Consider the following 15729-nt stretch of genomic DNA (forward strand, 5'->3'; position numbering starts at 1 on the left):
GAGATGCTGAACATCCTTGCTGAGCGCGAATTTCCCGCCGACGAAGTCGTCGCCGTGGCCTCGCCGCGCTCCACCGGCGACGAGATCGATTTCGGCGACAGCGGCAAGACGCTCAAGGTCAGGAACATCGAGCATTTCGACTTTGCCGGCTACGATATGGCGCTGTTCGCCGCGGGATCGGAAGTGTCGAAGGCCTATGCGCCCAAGGCTGCAGCGGCTGGCTGCACCGTCATCGACAATTCGTCCCTCTATCGCATGGACCCGGACGTGCCGCTGATCGTCCCGGAGGTGAACGCGCACGCCATCGACGGCTACCGGAAGAAGAACATCATCGCGAACCCCACTTGCTCGACGGCCCAGATGGTGGTCGCGCTGAAGCCGCTCCACGACTTCGCCCGGATCAGGCGCGTGGTCGTGTCCACCTATCAGTCCGTTTCCGGCGCCGGAAAGCAGGGCATGGACGAGCTCTTCAACCAGAGCCGCAACATCTTCGTCGGCGACACGGCAGAGCCCGAGAAGTTCACAAAGCAGATCGCCTTCAACGTCATCCCCCATCTCGACAGCTTCCTCGACGACGGATCGACCAAGGAAGAATGGAAGATGGTGGTCGAAACGAAAAAGATCCTCGATCCGAAGATCAAGGTGACCGCCACCTGCGTCCGCGTCCCCGTCTTCGTCGGCCATTCCGAAGCGATCAACATCGAATTCGAGGAAGAGATCAGCGCCGCTAAAGCGCAGTCGATCCTTCGCGAGGCGCCGGGCGTAATGCTGGTCGATAAACGCGAAGACGGCGGCTACGTCACCCCGGTGGAATGCGTCGGCGAATATGCGACCTACATCAGCCGCGTGCGCGAAGATCCGACGGTCGACAACGGCCTCTCCCTCTGGTGCGTGTCGGACAACCTCCGGAAGGGCGCGGCCCTCAACGCCGTTCAGATTGCCGAATTGCTCGGCCGGAAGCATCTCCAGAAGGCCGCCTGAGGATGCGGGAGATGGCTGGCGGCTGCATGTGCGGGAAGATTCGTTACACGGCAACGATCGAAAATGAGGAAGCGTATCTCTGCCATTGCCGGATGTGTCAGCGTGCATGCGGCAATGTCTCGCTTGCTCTCAAAAACTTGAAGAAAGCGGAAGTAAGCTGGGAGCGACGGCCGGATTATTACGCTTCCTCCCCCATTGCGAACCGCGGTTATTGCTCGACGTGCGGCACTTCGCTCACCTTCGAATTTCCCGACAGCGACAACATGGACCTGACCGTAGCGTCGTTCGACGACCCTTCGTCCTTCAAGCCGACACACAACTTTGGCATTGAGAGCATGCACCCTGCTTGGCTCAATACGGAGGGGCTGAAGGGCATACGGGCGGATGAGAATCCGGCCACTGTCAGCCGCTGGATGAAGACCGTTGGCAAGCTCCCCGACTGAGCACCGCTTCAAGTCGTTCGACGGCGTCGAGCTTGCTTGGCACGAGCTGGGCGGGGGGCGGCCTGCTGTGCTGCTTCACGGCCTCTTCTCCAACGCCGACACCAACTGGCTGAAGTTCGGTCATGCGCAGAAGCTGGCGGAGCGCGGCTTCCGCGTCATCATGCCGGATCTCCGTGCCCACGGCGCAAGCGCTGCGCCGCACGATGCGGTCAGTTACCCGCCCGACGTGCTCGCGCAGGACGGGCTCGCGCTGATCCGGCACCTGGGTCTCACCGATTACGACCTCGGCGGCTATTCGCTTGGCGCACGCACTTCCGCGCGCATGGCGATCATGGGCGCAAAGCCGCGGCGGCTCGTCATCAGCGGCATGGGCCTTACCGGAATGCTGCATACTGGCCGGCGAGCCAAGCATTTTCAGAAGATCCTCCGCGGTCTCGGAACGCATGAACGCGGCTCGCCCGAATGGATGGCTGAGGCCTTCCTCAAGACGACCGGCGGCGGCGATCCCGAAGCGTTGCTCCTCCTTCTGGACAGCTTCGTTGACAGCAGCGAAGCCGAGCTTCGCGGCATCGCGATGGAAACGATGGTGCTGATGGGGGCGGAGGACGACGATAACGGTTCCGGGGCCGCGCTTGCGGAGCTTCTTCCGAACGGTCGTTATGTGGAAATCCCCGGCAACCATATGAGCGCGGTGGTGAAACCGGAATTTGGAAACGGAATCGCTGATTTTCTCGGTGCTTGACCATCTGCCGTTCAGCTAGGCAGACTATGGGGAACGAAAATTCAGACTCTGAGGATGCCCCCCATGAAAGCCTCTCTTTCCAGCGTTTCCAGTCTCGCCATTGCCGTGCTCCTCGCCGGCTGCACCACCGCTTATGCCGATACCGCGCCCATCGCGGCCGAAACGCCGGCCGTGGCCGCAGCGCCGGTCCAGGAGCCGCAGACGCCGGCCGGCGCCGACGCCTTTGTAGCCAGGGCTGAGAAGGAGCTCGCGGACTTTTCGCACATCAACAATCAGGCTCAATGGGTGAACAGCACCCATATCACCGACGAGACGGACGCGGTGGCAGCCTATTTCGGTGCCCTTCAGACGGAGATGGCGGTGCGCCTCGCGACCGAAGCGGCGCGTTTCCAGAATGTCGAGGGGCTGAACTACGATACCGAGCGCAAGCTCAACATTCTCCGCCGCGGCATTGTCGCGCCCGCGCCCAACACCCCTGGAGCGGCCGAAGAGCTGTCGACGCTGCTCACGAAGATGCAGTCCGCCTACGGCAAGGGGCAGGGCACATATAAGGGCAAGCCCACTCCCGGCGTCGAGATCGAAGCGCTGATGGGTACGGAGCGCAACCCGGAAGTGCTGAAGGAGATGTGGACGAGCTGGCACAACAATGTCGGCACTCCGATGCGGGATGATTACAGACGGTTCGTCGAGCTCTCGAATGCGGGGGCGAAGGAACTCGGCTTTGCCGACACGGGCGCCATGTGGCGTTCGGGCTATGACATGCCGCCGGACGAATTCGCCGAGCTTACCGACAAGCTCTGGAACCAGGTGAAGCCGCTCTACGACGAGCTTCACTGCTACACCCGGGCCGAGCTCAACAAGGAATATGGAAATTCGGTTCAGCCCGCCACCGGGCCGATCCGCGCTGACCTTCTCGGCAACATGTGGGCGCAGGAATGGGGGCCGATCTACGACATCGTCGCCCCAGCGGGCGCCGGCGATATCGGATACGACCTCACCGATCTCCTCAAGCAGAAGAACTATACCGCCGAAAGGATTGTGAAGACCGGCGAGAATTTCTTCAGCTCGCTCGGCTTTGCGCCTCTGCCCCAGACTTTCTGGGAACGATCGATGATCACCAAGCCGGAAGGTCGCGAAGTGGTTTGCCACGCCTCCGCCTGGAACGTGGACAACAAGGAAGATCTGCGCATCAAGATGTGCACGCAGATCAATGCAACGGATTTCGTGACCGTCCATCACGAACTCGGCCACAATTATTACCAGCGCGCCTTCAATCGGCAACCGTTCCTGTACATGGACAGCGCCAATGACGGCTTCCACGAAGCGGTTGGCGACACCATCGCGCTCAGCGTAACGCCGGAATATCTGGCGCAGGTAGGTCTTCTCGAACGCAGCAAGATTCCGCCTGCGGACCGGGATGTCGGCCTTCTCCTCAACCAGGCGATGGACAGCGTCGCCTTCCTGCCGTTCGGCCTGCTTGTCGATCGCTGGCGCTGGGGCGTGTTCAACGGTTCGATCACGCCGGACAACTACAATCAGACCTGGAACGATCTGCGCCTTCGGTATCAGGGCATCGTTCCCCCGGTGGAGAGGACGGAGGCGAATTTCGATCCTGCCGCCAAGTACCATATTCCGGGGAACACGCCCTATACCCGCTACTTCCTGGCGCGCATTCTGCAGTTCCAGTTCTACAAAGCCGCATGCCAGCAGGCTGGCTGGACCGGGCCGCTGCACCGCTGCTCCTTCTACGGCAACAAGGAAGTCGGGCGTCGTTTCAATGCGATGTTGGAAATGGGCTCGTCCCGCCCGTGGCCAGAGGCGTTGCAGGCCTTTACCGGCAGCCGCGAAATGTCGGGTGCGGCGTTGCTCGAATATTTCGCGCCGCTTCAGACCTGGCTGAAGCAGCAGAACCGCGGCCGCCAATGCGGCTGGCAGGGCAGCACGGCCGCTTGAAAGCGAAGTAGGGACGGGAGCGATCCCGTCTCTTTCTACTGGGAACGATCATGAGAACTGCCATCGCAGCAGCGCTTGCTCTCAGCGCCATGTCCAGCACCGCACAGGCGGCGGTGCCGCGCTGGAATCCTAAAGCGCCGGAGAATGCCCAAGTCCTACCGGCCTTCAACTACGGCACGGTCGAGGGCGTCCTGAACGCGGTCGGTGCGCGCTATCAGCGCACAGGGAGCGCCGCTAAGCCGGGCTTTAACGTGACCTTCGCCAATGGCCGCAAGGCGGTGCTGGCGCTCGGCGCCTGCAATGCGGACGGTTCCGCCTGCCGTTCGCTCAGCATGCAATCGAGCTGGACGCGGATCGCCAATTCGACGCCTGAGAAAACCGCCACCGCCATCCAGCGCTTCAATCAGCGCTACTCATTCGGGAAGGCCTATCTGACGGAAGATGGCCGCCCGGGCATGCAGCGTTACCTGACCGCGGACTATGGGTTCATTCGCGGCAATCTGGCCGTCAATTTCCTCGTCTTCGCCAATCAGGTGGATCGCTTCGCGCGCGAGGTGCTCGGGCCGCTGGAGGCCGGGCGCTAAACCTTCTCGGGCTTCACGGAAGCATCGGCAGCCGGCGCCGCTTCCTTGTCATGCGCAAGGTCGCAGGCGGTGATGGCGGTGGCGAGAACCGAATTGAGCGGGCGCCCGTTCTGCTCCTTGTTCTTCCTCGCGAGCGCACGCGTTCCGAAATAGGCGCCCGCCGCCGCGGCCACGCCGCCGCCGAGCAGGGCCGCCGTGACGATCGGATTCATCCGGCCCTTTTCTTCTTTATCTGCGGCTGAACCGTCCGGAATCTCGGCGTCGTCCATCGATAGGCTCCTCAAGGAGAAGCAGCTACAATGCGGCGCTCACCTAAGAGTTTCCATCGATCTTCGCCCGGAAGAGGCGAGGAAGGGGCAGGGCGCCCCTCCGAGGCTCAGAGCCGCTCCAGCATGTAATCGGCGCTGCTGACGTTGAACGCGCCGGGCTCCTCGACATTAAGCTGCTCGACGACGCCGTCGCGCACCAGCATCGAGAAACGCTGGCCCCGCGTTCCCATGCCGAACTTGGCGCCGTCCATGGTGAGGCCCACCGCCTTAGCGAAGTCGCCATTGCCGTCCGCGAGCATTGTGACCTTGTCGTTGGCGCTTGCGCTCTCCGACCAGGCGCCGAGCACGAATGCGTCGTTCACCGCGGTGCAGGCGATCTCGTCGACGCCCTTCGCCTTGAACTCGTCTGCTTTCTCGACGAACCCCGGCAGGTGCCGCGCAGAGCAGGTCGGCGTGAAGGCGCCCGGGACGGAGAAGAGCGCCACCGTGCGGCCGCCGAAGAAGCTGTTGCTGTCCACCGGCTGCGGGCCGTCCGGCGTCGCCTTGATGAAGGTGGTTTCCGGGATGCGATCGCCGACCTGAATGGCCATGGGTCCGTCCTTTCCGAGACAGGGATGAAGTGAGCCGGCGCTCTAGCAACACCGGCTGCCCCGCACCAGTGGCTTCGCGGTTGTGGCAGGCTCCCCGTGCCGCCTATAGCGGGGCTCATGGAGCAGCCTCCCTTTCTCAGCGGACAATTCCTGCTCGCCATGCCGGGCATCGGCGATCCGCGTTTCGAGCGGGCGGTGATCGCCATGTGCAGCCATGACGAGGAAGGCGCGCTTGGGATTGGCCTTGGGCGGATCGTTCCGCGCATCGGCTTCCACGAGCTGCTTAGCCAGCTTGACATCGATCCAGGCGTCGCCCCGGATGCCGCCATCCATCTCGGCGGCCCGGTAGAGCCGCAGCGAGGCTTCATTCTCCACACGCGCGACTGGGGCGGGGAGGGGAGCATGGACGTCGCGGGCCGCTGGATGCTCTCAGCCTCCCTCGACATCCTCCGCGCCATAGCCGAGGGCAGGGGCCCCACTCGCTGGGTGGCGGCCCTCGGCTACGCAGGCTGGGGTGCAGGGCAGATCGAAGAGGAAATGTGCGGCAACGGCTGGTTCGTGACGCCAGGCGGCGACGCACTCCTCTATGATTGCGATGTCGACAGCCGCTGGACCAGCGCTTTCAAGAGCGCCGGCATTGATCCGGTCCTTCTCACGGCCGACTACGGAACGGCGTAGAAGAGCTCAGGATCCGCCATTGGTTCGCGCGACGCTCCGCCCAGTGCGTGTCGTCACCAGCAGCATCGCCAGGATCGGTCCGCCAAACGCCACCGCCATCACCGCTATCAGCGATCCGGATGTCCACTCCTTTTGCCAGGGGTCGGGAGGGTCGATCATCTGGTGAACGATGACGAGCGTGATGGCGAGCACCAGCAGTATCGGCATCGGCGGGGAAGGCGTCTCGCTGCCGAGACTGGTTGCGATCTGGTACCACAATATAATGCCAGCGATGACGATTGCCGCGCGGATGCCATTGTCTTGCCGTCCGCCGAGGATCGCGGTCCTTACCCTTTCCGTATGTGCAAAGGCCGCCCAGGCCGCCGCGGCGATCGGGATCAGAGCTTCGAGTGGGAGCCCATTCCTCCATAAGGAAGCGTGTAGCCACAATATCGGTGCGAGAATGGCAATCCGTGCCTGCCATGCTCTGTCCGCTGGATCTTCATCCGCCGAAGGCGGGGCCCGGCCGACAAGCAGCGCCAACCCGCCGGCCGCGAGGGCAAAAGTGACGAGCGCGAGAGACCCGCGCGGGGCCAGAACGGCCGCCAGTGGGAGCAGCAGCAAGATCGCGAGAGCCGCGCCCTGTGGAACGGTAAGCGGCGCCAGCTCGAACCAGCCGTCATCTGCCTGCTGTTGAGAAATACGCCGCTTCAGCGCGAACCAACCCGCGGCTCCTACGAAGGATAGCGCGGCGGATAACACCGGCAGCATATCCCCCGCGCCAACCAACCGTTCGACTGCGAACAATGTGGCGGCGAGAAGCAATGTCTTGAACCAGGGAAATCGCTCGCGGCGCTCGGCCAGATGGCGATCCCACCAGTCGATTGTCGCCCGGTCGAAATCGCGCTCAATCGTGGGATGGTTCGCCCGCACGTGCCGAAGGAAGCGGGCGACAGCCCAATCCTTCAGGGCGTTGGACCGTGCTGGCGGTTCGCTTGCCAGCGATCGCATAGCCAAGGCGTGTTCGTCCCGCGCTTCTCCGTCGCGGTAGCGGCAGTCATGATAGCGTGCCACGACCTCTTCGACATACCAGGGACATTCCCATCCTTGCGCTTTCGCCATCCAGTCGAAGCGTCGCGTGGCCGGCGCGATCAGTGCGTCGGAACGCGGAATAGCATCGATGATTAGATGCGCGAGCCAGGTCTCGATCTCTTCCGCGCGGCTGATCGTCGCCATGTCAGGATGGCGCAGCAGCGCCTCAATCTGGGTCTTCAACCTAACATGGTCTATCGGCGTTTGCGCGGGATCGAAGAGGATGGCCTCGATTTTTCCCATCTGATCCGCGAGCGTTGGCATTTGCCACGGATTGGGCCGTCGCGAAGCAGCGGCTAATTCGGTAGGCCGTGTTTCCTGCTCGGCTTCCGGCTCGAAGTCGGGCTGCCCGACATGCTCGGCTTCCATCCCGTCATATGCCGGAATGTCCGCATCCTCTATCGTGGCCCAATAAAGCGCTGTGTCGCGTGCTTTCCGCAGGGAGATGAACGCCTGCGGATCCTGATCGGGGTCAATCGCTTTAAGGCGGGCCGCGTAGGCCTTCTTAATCGCGCGGCTGTCGTCGGTCGGCTCGATGCCGAGCAGCTTCCACGTGCCGCTGTCGCCTCTCACAAGAACCGCTCGCCTTCCAATTCGTCAAGCGAGGCTTCCAGCTCCTTGCGAGCGGCTTCGATCTCTCGGGGGTCCTGGCCGTCTATGACGTTGCGAAACGTCGACAGCAGGTGCCCGACATAATCGCGGCGGTCGCCGAGGAACATCTCGAAGCAGCGTTCCGCGCGGGCCAGCGCAGCAATATTGGGCGCATCCTCGCGCGGGTGGAATTTGAGGGCGGCGAGCCGCCGCCTGCGCGCGTCAAGCTCTGCTTCGCTTGGCGCCTCGTCATCATCGACGATGACGAGCTGATGGACCGCGCCAGTCTTGGGCACGGTTACGTCGACTTCCAGAAGACCGCTGGCATCGTAGCTGAAGCGGCAGTCTATCGTTACCGATCCGGCCGGGCCGGGCGGCACCGGCACGCTGATCTCACCCAACTTCACATTCCCAGCCACCTGCCGCGCCTCCCCCTGATAGATCGCAACGCCGATCTGCCGCTGCCCAGCGTGCATATTCGAGTAGGTCTCCACGCGGCTTGCCGGTACGACCGTGTTGCGCTCTATGATTGGCGAGAAGACGCCGTCCCGGATGCCGCCGCTGCCGTCTCGTTCCGCCACTTCGATCCCCAGCGTGAACGGACAAACGTCGGTCAGGCGGATTTCGTCCAAAGCCTTGTCCTTGGCCTTCAGCCCCGCCTGCACCGCAGCGCCGAGCGCCACTGCCTGGTCCGGATCAAGCTTGGTGTTGGGAAAACGCCCAAACATGCGCGTGACGGCGCGGCGCACGATCGGCATCCGGGTTGCCCCTCCGACTAGAAGCACTTCGCTGAGCTCTTCCGCCTTTATCCGGCTGTCCCGCAGCGATCGCAGGACGGGTTCGCGAAGGCGTTCAATCAGCGCCTTTGCGCGCTCTTCATATTCCGCGGCTTCGATGTCGGTGCTCAGCATCTCACCGTCCCAGACGATCGACAGGGTCGCGCTTTCCGCCTCCGTTAGGCTGCGGCGGGTCCGCTCCGCCGCGGCCCGCAGCAGCTCGCAAAACTGACTGGAGCGCCCGACGGAAAGCTTCCCCTCCGGATCGAACCGATCACGCCCGAGTTGGACGAGGATATCGTTGAAGTCCTCGCCGCCGAGGCGATTATCGCCCGCCGAAGCACGCACTTCGATGATCCCATCCATGATTTCGACGATGGAAACGTCGAAAGTGCCTCCTCCAAGGTCGAAAACAAGGAAAGGCTGTTCCTCGTCCAACTGATGGATGCCGTAGGCGAGAGCGGCAGCGGTGGGCTCGTTGACAAGCCGTTTGACCTCCAGTCCCGCTAACTCACCGGCGCGCCGCGTCGCTTTTCTCTGACGGTCGTTGAAGTAAGCGGGGACGGTGATCACCGCCTCTTCGACCTTCTCGCCGAGGAACGTCTCCGCATCTGCCTTAAGGCTGCGCAGCACCAGCGCCGACAAATCCTCGGCCGTATAGGTCTGCCCGTGCAGCTGGACGGACTGCTGCGTACCCATCAGCCGCTTGAAGGCAGTGACGGTTTGATCCGAATGCGTAGATTGCCTTTCCCTCGCGGCCATCCCGACCAGGATTTCGCCGGAATCCGAGACGCTGACGGCCGACGGCGTCAACAGATCGCCGAGACGGTTGGGAATCAGCTCCGGACCGTCGCCGCGCCATATTCCGATAGCGCTGTTCGTTGTACCAAGGTCGATGCCGACAATCATTGAAACCCCCCAAGTCGTTTCCTAACCCCGAGGCTGCCGGATGAAAACTGCCCACGACAGGCTGGCTTGCACGGACACATATAAAGATATCTTTATATTTGAAATCGACCGCTGCACCCGCTAAGGACGCCGCCGAACCAGACTTCCATACATTTCAAAGGAGCTCCTCGTGGCTACACAGGCCCAGACCGCGTTCAACGACTATGTCGTCGCCGACCTCAACCTCGCTGCGTTCGGACGCAAGGAGATCGAGATCGCCGAAACCGAAATGCCGGGCCTGATGGCGCTCCGCGAGGAATTCGGTGCTTCGCAGCCGCTGAAAGGTGCGCGCATCGTCGGTTCGCTCCACATGACTATTCAGACCGCGGTGCTGATCGAGACGCTGACCGCGCTCGGCGCTGAAGTCCGCTGGGCCTCCTGCAACATCTTCTCGACCCAGGACCATGCCGCCGCGGCCATCGCCGCGTCGGGTGTTCCCGTCTTCGCCGTCAAGGGTGAGACGCTGGAGGAATATTGGGACTATGTCGTCCGCATCTTCGATTGGGGGCAGGATCAGACCTGCAACATGATCCTCGACGACGGCGGCGACGCCACCATGTTCGCTCTCTGGGGCGCGCGCGCCGAAGCGGGCGAAGAGCTGTTCACGCCGGGTAATGAGGAAGAGGAAATCTTCGTCGCCACGCTGAAGCGTTTCCTCGCGGAGCGTCCCGGCTACCTCACCAAGACGGTCGAGACGATCAAGGGCGTGTCCGAAGAGACCACCACCGGCGTCCACCGCCTTTACGAACTCGCCAAGAAGGGCAAGCTTCCGTTCCCGGCGATCAACGTCAACGATAGCGTCACCAAGTCGAAGTTCGACAATCTCTACGGCTGCAAGGAAAGCCTCGTCGACGCGATCCGCCGCGCCACCGACGTGATGCTTGCCGGCAAGGTCGCCGTGGTCGCTGGCTTCGGCGATGTCGGCAAGGGTTCGGCCGCTTCGCTCCGCAACGGCGGCGCCCGCGTGCTCGTGACCGAAATCGATCCGATCTGCGCGCTTCAGGCTGCCATGGAAGGCTATGAAGTCGTGACAATGGAGGAGGCGGCGACGCGTGCCGACATATTCGTCACCGCCACCGGCAATGCCGACGTCCTGACGCTAGACCACATGCGGGCGATGAAGAACATGGCGATCGTGTGCAACATTGGCCACTTCGACAGCGAGATCCAGATCGGCGCGCTCCAGAACTTCAAGTGGACCGAGATCAAGCCGCAGGTCGACGAAGTCGAGTTCCCGGACGGCAAGAAGATCATCGTCCTATCGAAGGGCCGCCTCGTAAACCTCGGCAACGCCACCGGCCACCCGAGCTTCGTGATGAGCTCCAGCTTCACCAACCAAGTCCTGGCGCAAATCGAGCTTTGGACCGGCGCCGACAAGTACGGAAACGACGTCTACGTGCTCCCGAAGCACCTCGACGAAAAGGTCGCCGCCCTTCACCTCGAAAAGCTCGGCGTAAAGCTGACGAAGCTAAGCCAGAAGCAGGCCGATTATATCGGCGTGCCAGTGGAAGGCCCCTTCAAGCCGGACCACTACCGGTATTGAAGTTCTGAATCAGAAAATTCTTCATGAAGTCGGGGCTGCCGCTAATCACGGTAGCCCCGACGTCGTTTCAGATACGTTTCGAAAAAGTCGTGATATTAATGTGACATTGAGAGCTGATCCGTATCATCTCTGTCTTCAACAAGTTTTCTTTGCTCTTGGTCTTAGGCACAATGAAGCCTCAGTTCAGACTGAGGGATGTTATCACTATGCGCCGTTTACCGCCTCGTGCTTTCGCTACTGTCTCCTTCGCTGCTCTTGCCGCGACTGCTATTCCGACGACTGCCTTTGCTCAAACTGAAGAGCAACAGGTTGATGTGGCTCGAGAGGCCGAGGCTTGTGACGACTTAGAGGGCTCGGCGCGCGACGCCTGCCTGGCAACAACGGGAGCTCCACCTCCCGGTGACGCGCAGGAGGAAGGCGCAATCGTCGTAACGGGATCTCGCATTCCGCGCGCCAACTTCGATACTGCGCAGCCAGCAGTCGTCATTGGAGCCGAGCAGATCGAGGCTCGAGGCTACACCAACCTAGGCGACGCACTTGAAGAACTCCCGGCTTTCGGCGTTCCTGGCAATAACGTGGTCGGGGGACAGTCAGGTGCTTTCGGCTCCGGGCAAACGTTCGTCAATTTCTTTGGGCTTGGTGACCAGCGGACCCTTACGGTGGTTAATGGCCGGCGCTTTGTTAGCTCGAACACCGCTTCTATCTTCGGTGTTACAGGTGCCGGCTCTCAGGTCGACTTCAACATCATCCCGACCTTGATTGTTGATCGAGTAGAAACGATCGCTGTTGGCGGCGCTCCCATTTATGGTTCGGACGCTATCGCGGGAACGGTTAATATCATCACGAAGCGCAAGTTCGACGGCATTCAGCTTGACGCGCAATATGGTATCTCAGAACTTGGTGATGCTCCCGAATACAGGATCGGCGGTCTTGTCGGAACGAATTTTGGCGGCGATCGCGGGAATATAGTCATTGGTGCCGAGTATAATCGGTCATCTGGTCTTACCGGCGATGATCGTCCTGGTGAGGGGCTTGGTCGGTTCTTCACCGATTGCGCGGATCCTGACTCGCCCTACAATCTTTGCCTCATAGAAGATCGGAGACTGCCCTCGCTGTCCGAAACGGGCATTCCGACGCTATATGACTTCATACCGCTCTCCCCGGGTCAGGCAGCGGATTTCGGCGGTTTTCAGCCCGGTATTGTGGATGCCAACGGCAATCCGCTGATGTTTGATCAGTCTGGAAATCTCATTCCTATCGATTTTGGGGAAGCTACCGGGAATCTTCTGAACTTCAACGGCGGCAATGGCTTTGCTCTGCCTGAAAACCTGTTGACTGAAACCCGTCGCTACCTCGCGACGGCGCTTGCCCAGTATGAAGTCTCTGATACGGTACGCCTATTTGGTGAGGCGTGGTATGCGAACAGCAAGGGCACCCAGCTCCGCGACCAGCCGGTTTACAACACCTATTTGTTCGGGCCGGCCGGCTCGACGGATGGTCAGTTCATCATTGACATCGATAACCCGTTCCTGAGGCCTGAGGCTCGCGAAATCATTCGCCAGAACCTCGCCACAAGCCCTTTCGCTGTCAGCCAGGACTCATTCTTCCTGACTCGGGCCAACACAGATCTTATCCCTTCTGAAGGTTCTACTACTGCGGAACTCTATCGGTTTGTAGCGGGCGTGGACGGCACATTCGAAGGGTTTGGGCGCGAGCTAACCTTCGAAGTGGTCGGAAATTACGGTAAGTCTGTGCTTCAGGGCCGCGAACGTGTGCTGGTTCAGCAGAATTTCGCAAATGCGCTGAATGCGGTACGGGATTCCAGCGGTGCGATTGTATGCGCGCCCGGTTATACCAACTCGCCGATTGCCACGGGCAGCACGACCTGCGCTCCTATCAATCCTTTCGGTCAGCAGATAAGCCGGGAAGCTCTGGAATATGTTACCACAACGGCGGATCCTCGGGCCGAGAATGATCAGTGGGTTGGCACTGCGTCCGTGTCGGGTAGCCTCTTCGACCTCTGGGGAGGCGCCGTAGGATTTGCACTGGGTTACGAACACCGCGAAGAGAGTGCTGATTTCGATCCGGGTGTTTACTATTTCGGTGAAGCGGATCCCAATGATCCTACTGCCCCCCGAAGTTCTTTTGGTCGTTCTATTCCGATCGATCCTGTTTCCGGGAAGTTCAATACCGATGAAGTCTTCGGTGAGCTCACGGTGCCGTTGCTGAGTCGAGACCAGAACATTCCACTTATTTATTCGCTCGAGCTGAATGGTGCGGCGCGCTACATTGATCATTCCCTGGCGGGAGGAGACCTGACGTGGACGGCGGGTGCTCAATGGCAGCCCATCCGCGACATCACTATTCGGGGTAACTTCACTCGCTCCGTTCGCGCGCCTGCGATCACTGAATTGTTCAATCCGACAAGCCAAATTTTCACAACAGCGAACGATCCTTGTGATGCTCGCTATCGGGAAGCCGGACCGAATCCTGCGACCAGGCAGGCGAACTGCGCTGCTGCGGGCCTTCCAGATGATTTCTCCTCGAACATCGTGGACTTCACGACGCGCGGTACGCTGCAGGGTAATACTAATCTAACGAACGAAAAGGCGAATGCTTGGACGATCGGCGCGATCCTTCGTCCTCGGTTCTTGCCCAACCTAACCTTGGCGGTGGATTGGGTGGATATCGAGGTCGAAGATGCGATCACTACCCTCGACGCCACTCAGACCCTGCAGGCTTGCTACGATGATCCAGATTATCCATCTGGGATCTGCGACAACTTCACTCGCGATCAGAATGGCCAGATAACCTTCATCCAGACTGGCTATGCCAATGCTGCATCCACGAAGTTCGAAGGTCTTATTTCTGAGCTCGCATGGCGGGTCGCTACGCCTTTCTTGGGTAGCGGAAGCTCCGTCAATCTGGGCGTTAATTATCTCTTCAATAACGAACTGGAGACCCGCGTCGGGCAAGGTGATCTTACTACTCTTCGTAGAAGCATTGGGTATTCGAAGCATCAGGCGACGGCAAACGTCACCTATAAGAATGGAGGCTTCACGGGCCAAGTGCAGGCTCAGTATATCGGCCCTGCTCTGTTCGACCCCGACGAAGAAGAGGATAATCGGCAGTACCGCGGCGTAGATGGCATAACTTTCATCAATACGTCGGTTCAGTATGCAGTTAACGATAGGTTCGAACTGCGCTTCATTGTCGATAATCTCTTTGACGTAGATCCGCCTTTCCCGTCGCCCGGCGGCGGTGGTCGGGTGACTTATTTCGATGGGATTTTGGGCCGGTATTACAAAGTTGGCGCGAAGCTAAAGTTCTAGAATCCGCCTTGGCGAATTTGTGGGTGAGGTGCTCGGCACCTCACCCTTTTCGTATACACATAGTGTAAACTCCGGGATTGCAGATGGCTCCAGCTTCTGGCGAAACCCCTACTATGGCTTTGGATGCTTACGACCCAAGCGCTATGCGGATCAGGCACTCTCCGGGCATGGCTGAGTGGTTGAGGTCTCAAGGAATATCATTAGCATACACGTCTTATGCGTCCGGCCGCCTAATAGTGGCGGGCGTAGAGCCTGGCGGCCGATTGTTCTTCAATGAACAAAATTACACGCGCGCCATGGGCTTACATTATTCCCAGGGAGAGCTGCATTTGGCTTCCCTTTATCAGATATGGCGACTTACCGACATGCTACAGCCGGGCGAGTTCGCAAACGGCGCCTACGACTGTGTGTTGGTTCCAAGGCAAGCGCACACCACTGGCTATTTGGACGTGCACGAACTCGCCCTCGACGGAGGCGGTCGTACAATATTCGTAAATAGCCGGTACTCTTGCTTAGCGACGATAGATGCTGAGTTTAGCTTTCAGCCGGTTTGGAAGCCGCCGTTTATCACGGAACTCGCGCCGGAAGATCGATGTCACCTGAACGGCTTGGCCATGGTCGAAGGAGTGCCTCGTTATGTGACGGCATTCAACACAACGAATACGAAGATTGGCTGGCGCGATCTTCCTCATAACGAGGGAGTTGTTCTGGAGATTGAAAGCGGAGAGATCGTAGCGCGTTCTCTCAGCTTGCCGCATAGTCCCCGCGTCTATGAAGGCGCACTTTGGGTTCTGGAGTCGGGGCGCGGATACTTGGTGAGGATTGATCTTCGTAGTGGAGAGAAGACAGATGTCGCATTCTGTCCCGGCTTCCTCCGCGGTTTAAAATTCCATGATGGCTACGCTGTTGTGGTAGTATCCAAGTTGCGTGAACGCTCGGAGCGCCTCCCTCTGCACGATGAATTGATGAGGTCTGGAGCAGAGCCATGGTGCGCGGTTTTGGTGATAGATTTAAAATCTGGCCTCATCTCGAACTTTATCCGCTACGAAGCAGGGATCACTGAATTATTCGATATCGCTCTTCTAGAAGGCATTCGTAATCCTGTCACCGTGGGGCCCTCGACCGAGGAGGTGCTCACAGCTATTCGTTTCAACCCGGAGTTCGCGTCGGTCGACTTGGAGCAGTGAAGGAGTGATCTACTCGCAAGTCAGCTTCGAGTTGCAAAGGG

At 60.2% G+C, this 15729-nt stretch carries 13 protein-coding genes; 9 read left to right on the forward strand and 4 right to left on the reverse strand.

Going from position 1 to position 15729, the window contains the following annotated elements; genetic code table 11:
- The 5 genes from VGD10_RS09745 to VGD10_RS09765 form a co-directional block, all read left to right on the forward strand.
- A partial coding sequence (locus VGD10_RS09745; RefSeq protein ID WP_331040625.1) for an aspartate-semialdehyde dehydrogenase occupies positions 1-981 on the forward strand: 981 nt, incomplete at its 5' end.
- 2 nt (positions 982-983) lie between these two features.
- Complete coding sequence (locus VGD10_RS09750; protein ID WP_331040626.1) at positions 984-1424, forward strand: GFA family protein; 441 nt, start codon at positions 984-986, stop codon at positions 1422-1424.
- Positions 1405-2166, forward strand: coding sequence for an alpha/beta fold hydrolase (locus VGD10_RS09755; protein ID WP_331040627.1), 762 nt, complete (start codon positions 1405-1407; stop codon positions 2164-2166). The genes VGD10_RS09750 and VGD10_RS09755 overlap by 20 nt, the downstream gene beginning before the upstream one ends.
- Before the next feature lie 63 nt (positions 2167-2229).
- Positions 2230-4119 (forward strand): M2 family metallopeptidase, encoded by a 1890-nt coding sequence (locus tag VGD10_RS09760; protein ID WP_331040628.1) that lies wholly within the window; start codon positions 2230-2232, stop codon positions 4117-4119.
- A 50-nt stretch (positions 4120-4169) separates the two neighbouring features.
- Positions 4170-4703 (forward strand): YbjN domain-containing protein, encoded by a 534-nt coding sequence (locus VGD10_RS09765; RefSeq protein ID WP_331040629.1) that lies wholly within the window; start codon positions 4170-4172, stop codon positions 4701-4703.
- Here VGD10_RS09765 and VGD10_RS09770 read toward each other — a convergent pair.
- Positions 4700-4972 (reverse strand): hypothetical protein, encoded by a 273-nt coding sequence (locus VGD10_RS09770; protein ID WP_331040630.1) that lies wholly within the window; start codon positions 4970-4972, stop codon positions 4700-4702. The genes VGD10_RS09765 and VGD10_RS09770 overlap by 4 nt on opposite strands.
- A 107-nt stretch (positions 4973-5079) precedes the next feature.
- Positions 5080-5562 (reverse strand): peroxiredoxin, encoded by a 483-nt coding sequence (locus VGD10_RS09775; protein WP_331040631.1) that lies wholly within the window; start codon positions 5560-5562, stop codon positions 5080-5082.
- Between the two features lie 117 nt (positions 5563-5679).
- Between VGD10_RS09775 and VGD10_RS09780 the strand changes: the two genes are divergently transcribed.
- Entirely contained in the window at positions 5680-6240 is a 561-nt protein-coding gene (locus VGD10_RS09780) for a YqgE/AlgH family protein (RefSeq protein ID WP_331040632.1), read from the forward strand.
- Between the two features lie 6 nt (positions 6241-6246).
- Here the strand turns inward: VGD10_RS09780 and VGD10_RS09785 are convergent, their stop codons facing one another.
- Positions 6247-7884 (reverse strand): hypothetical protein, encoded by a 1638-nt coding sequence (locus VGD10_RS09785; protein WP_331040633.1) that lies wholly within the window; start codon positions 7882-7884, stop codon positions 6247-6249.
- The gene (locus VGD10_RS09790) at positions 7881-9587 is read right to left on the reverse strand and encodes a molecular chaperone HscC (protein WP_331040634.1); all 1707 of its coding nucleotides are present in this window, start codon (positions 9585-9587) and stop codon (positions 7881-7883) included. Before VGD10_RS09790 ends, VGD10_RS09785 begins: the two co-directional genes overlap by 4 nt.
- A gap of 169 nt (positions 9588-9756) precedes the next feature.
- On the opposite strand from VGD10_RS09790, the gene ahcY reads away from it, so the two are divergent.
- The 3 genes from ahcY to VGD10_RS09805 all read left to right on the forward strand — a co-directional run bounded on the left by ahcY (position 9757) and on the right by VGD10_RS09805 (position 15688).
- Complete coding sequence (gene ahcY, locus VGD10_RS09795) at positions 9757-11169, forward strand: adenosylhomocysteinase (RefSeq protein WP_331040635.1); 1413 nt, start codon at positions 9757-9759, stop codon at positions 11167-11169.
- Positions 11170-11375: 206 nt separating this feature from the next.
- Positions 11376-14501 carry a TonB-dependent receptor domain-containing protein gene (locus VGD10_RS09800; RefSeq protein WP_331040636.1) on the forward strand — a complete coding sequence of 1042 codons (3126 nt, stop codon included), beginning with the start codon at positions 11376-11378 and terminating at the stop codon, positions 14499-14501.
- Positions 14502-14644: 143 nt separating this feature from the next.
- Entirely contained in the window at positions 14645-15688 is a 1044-nt protein-coding gene (locus tag VGD10_RS09805) for a TIGR03032 family protein (protein ID WP_331040647.1), read from the forward strand.
- Positions 15689-15729: the final 41 nt, after the last annotated feature.

The sequence above is a fragment of the Allosphingosinicella sp. genome, assembly GCF_036402135.1.
Classification (GTDB): Bacteria; Pseudomonadota; Alphaproteobacteria; order Sphingomonadales; family Sphingomonadaceae; genus Allosphingosinicella.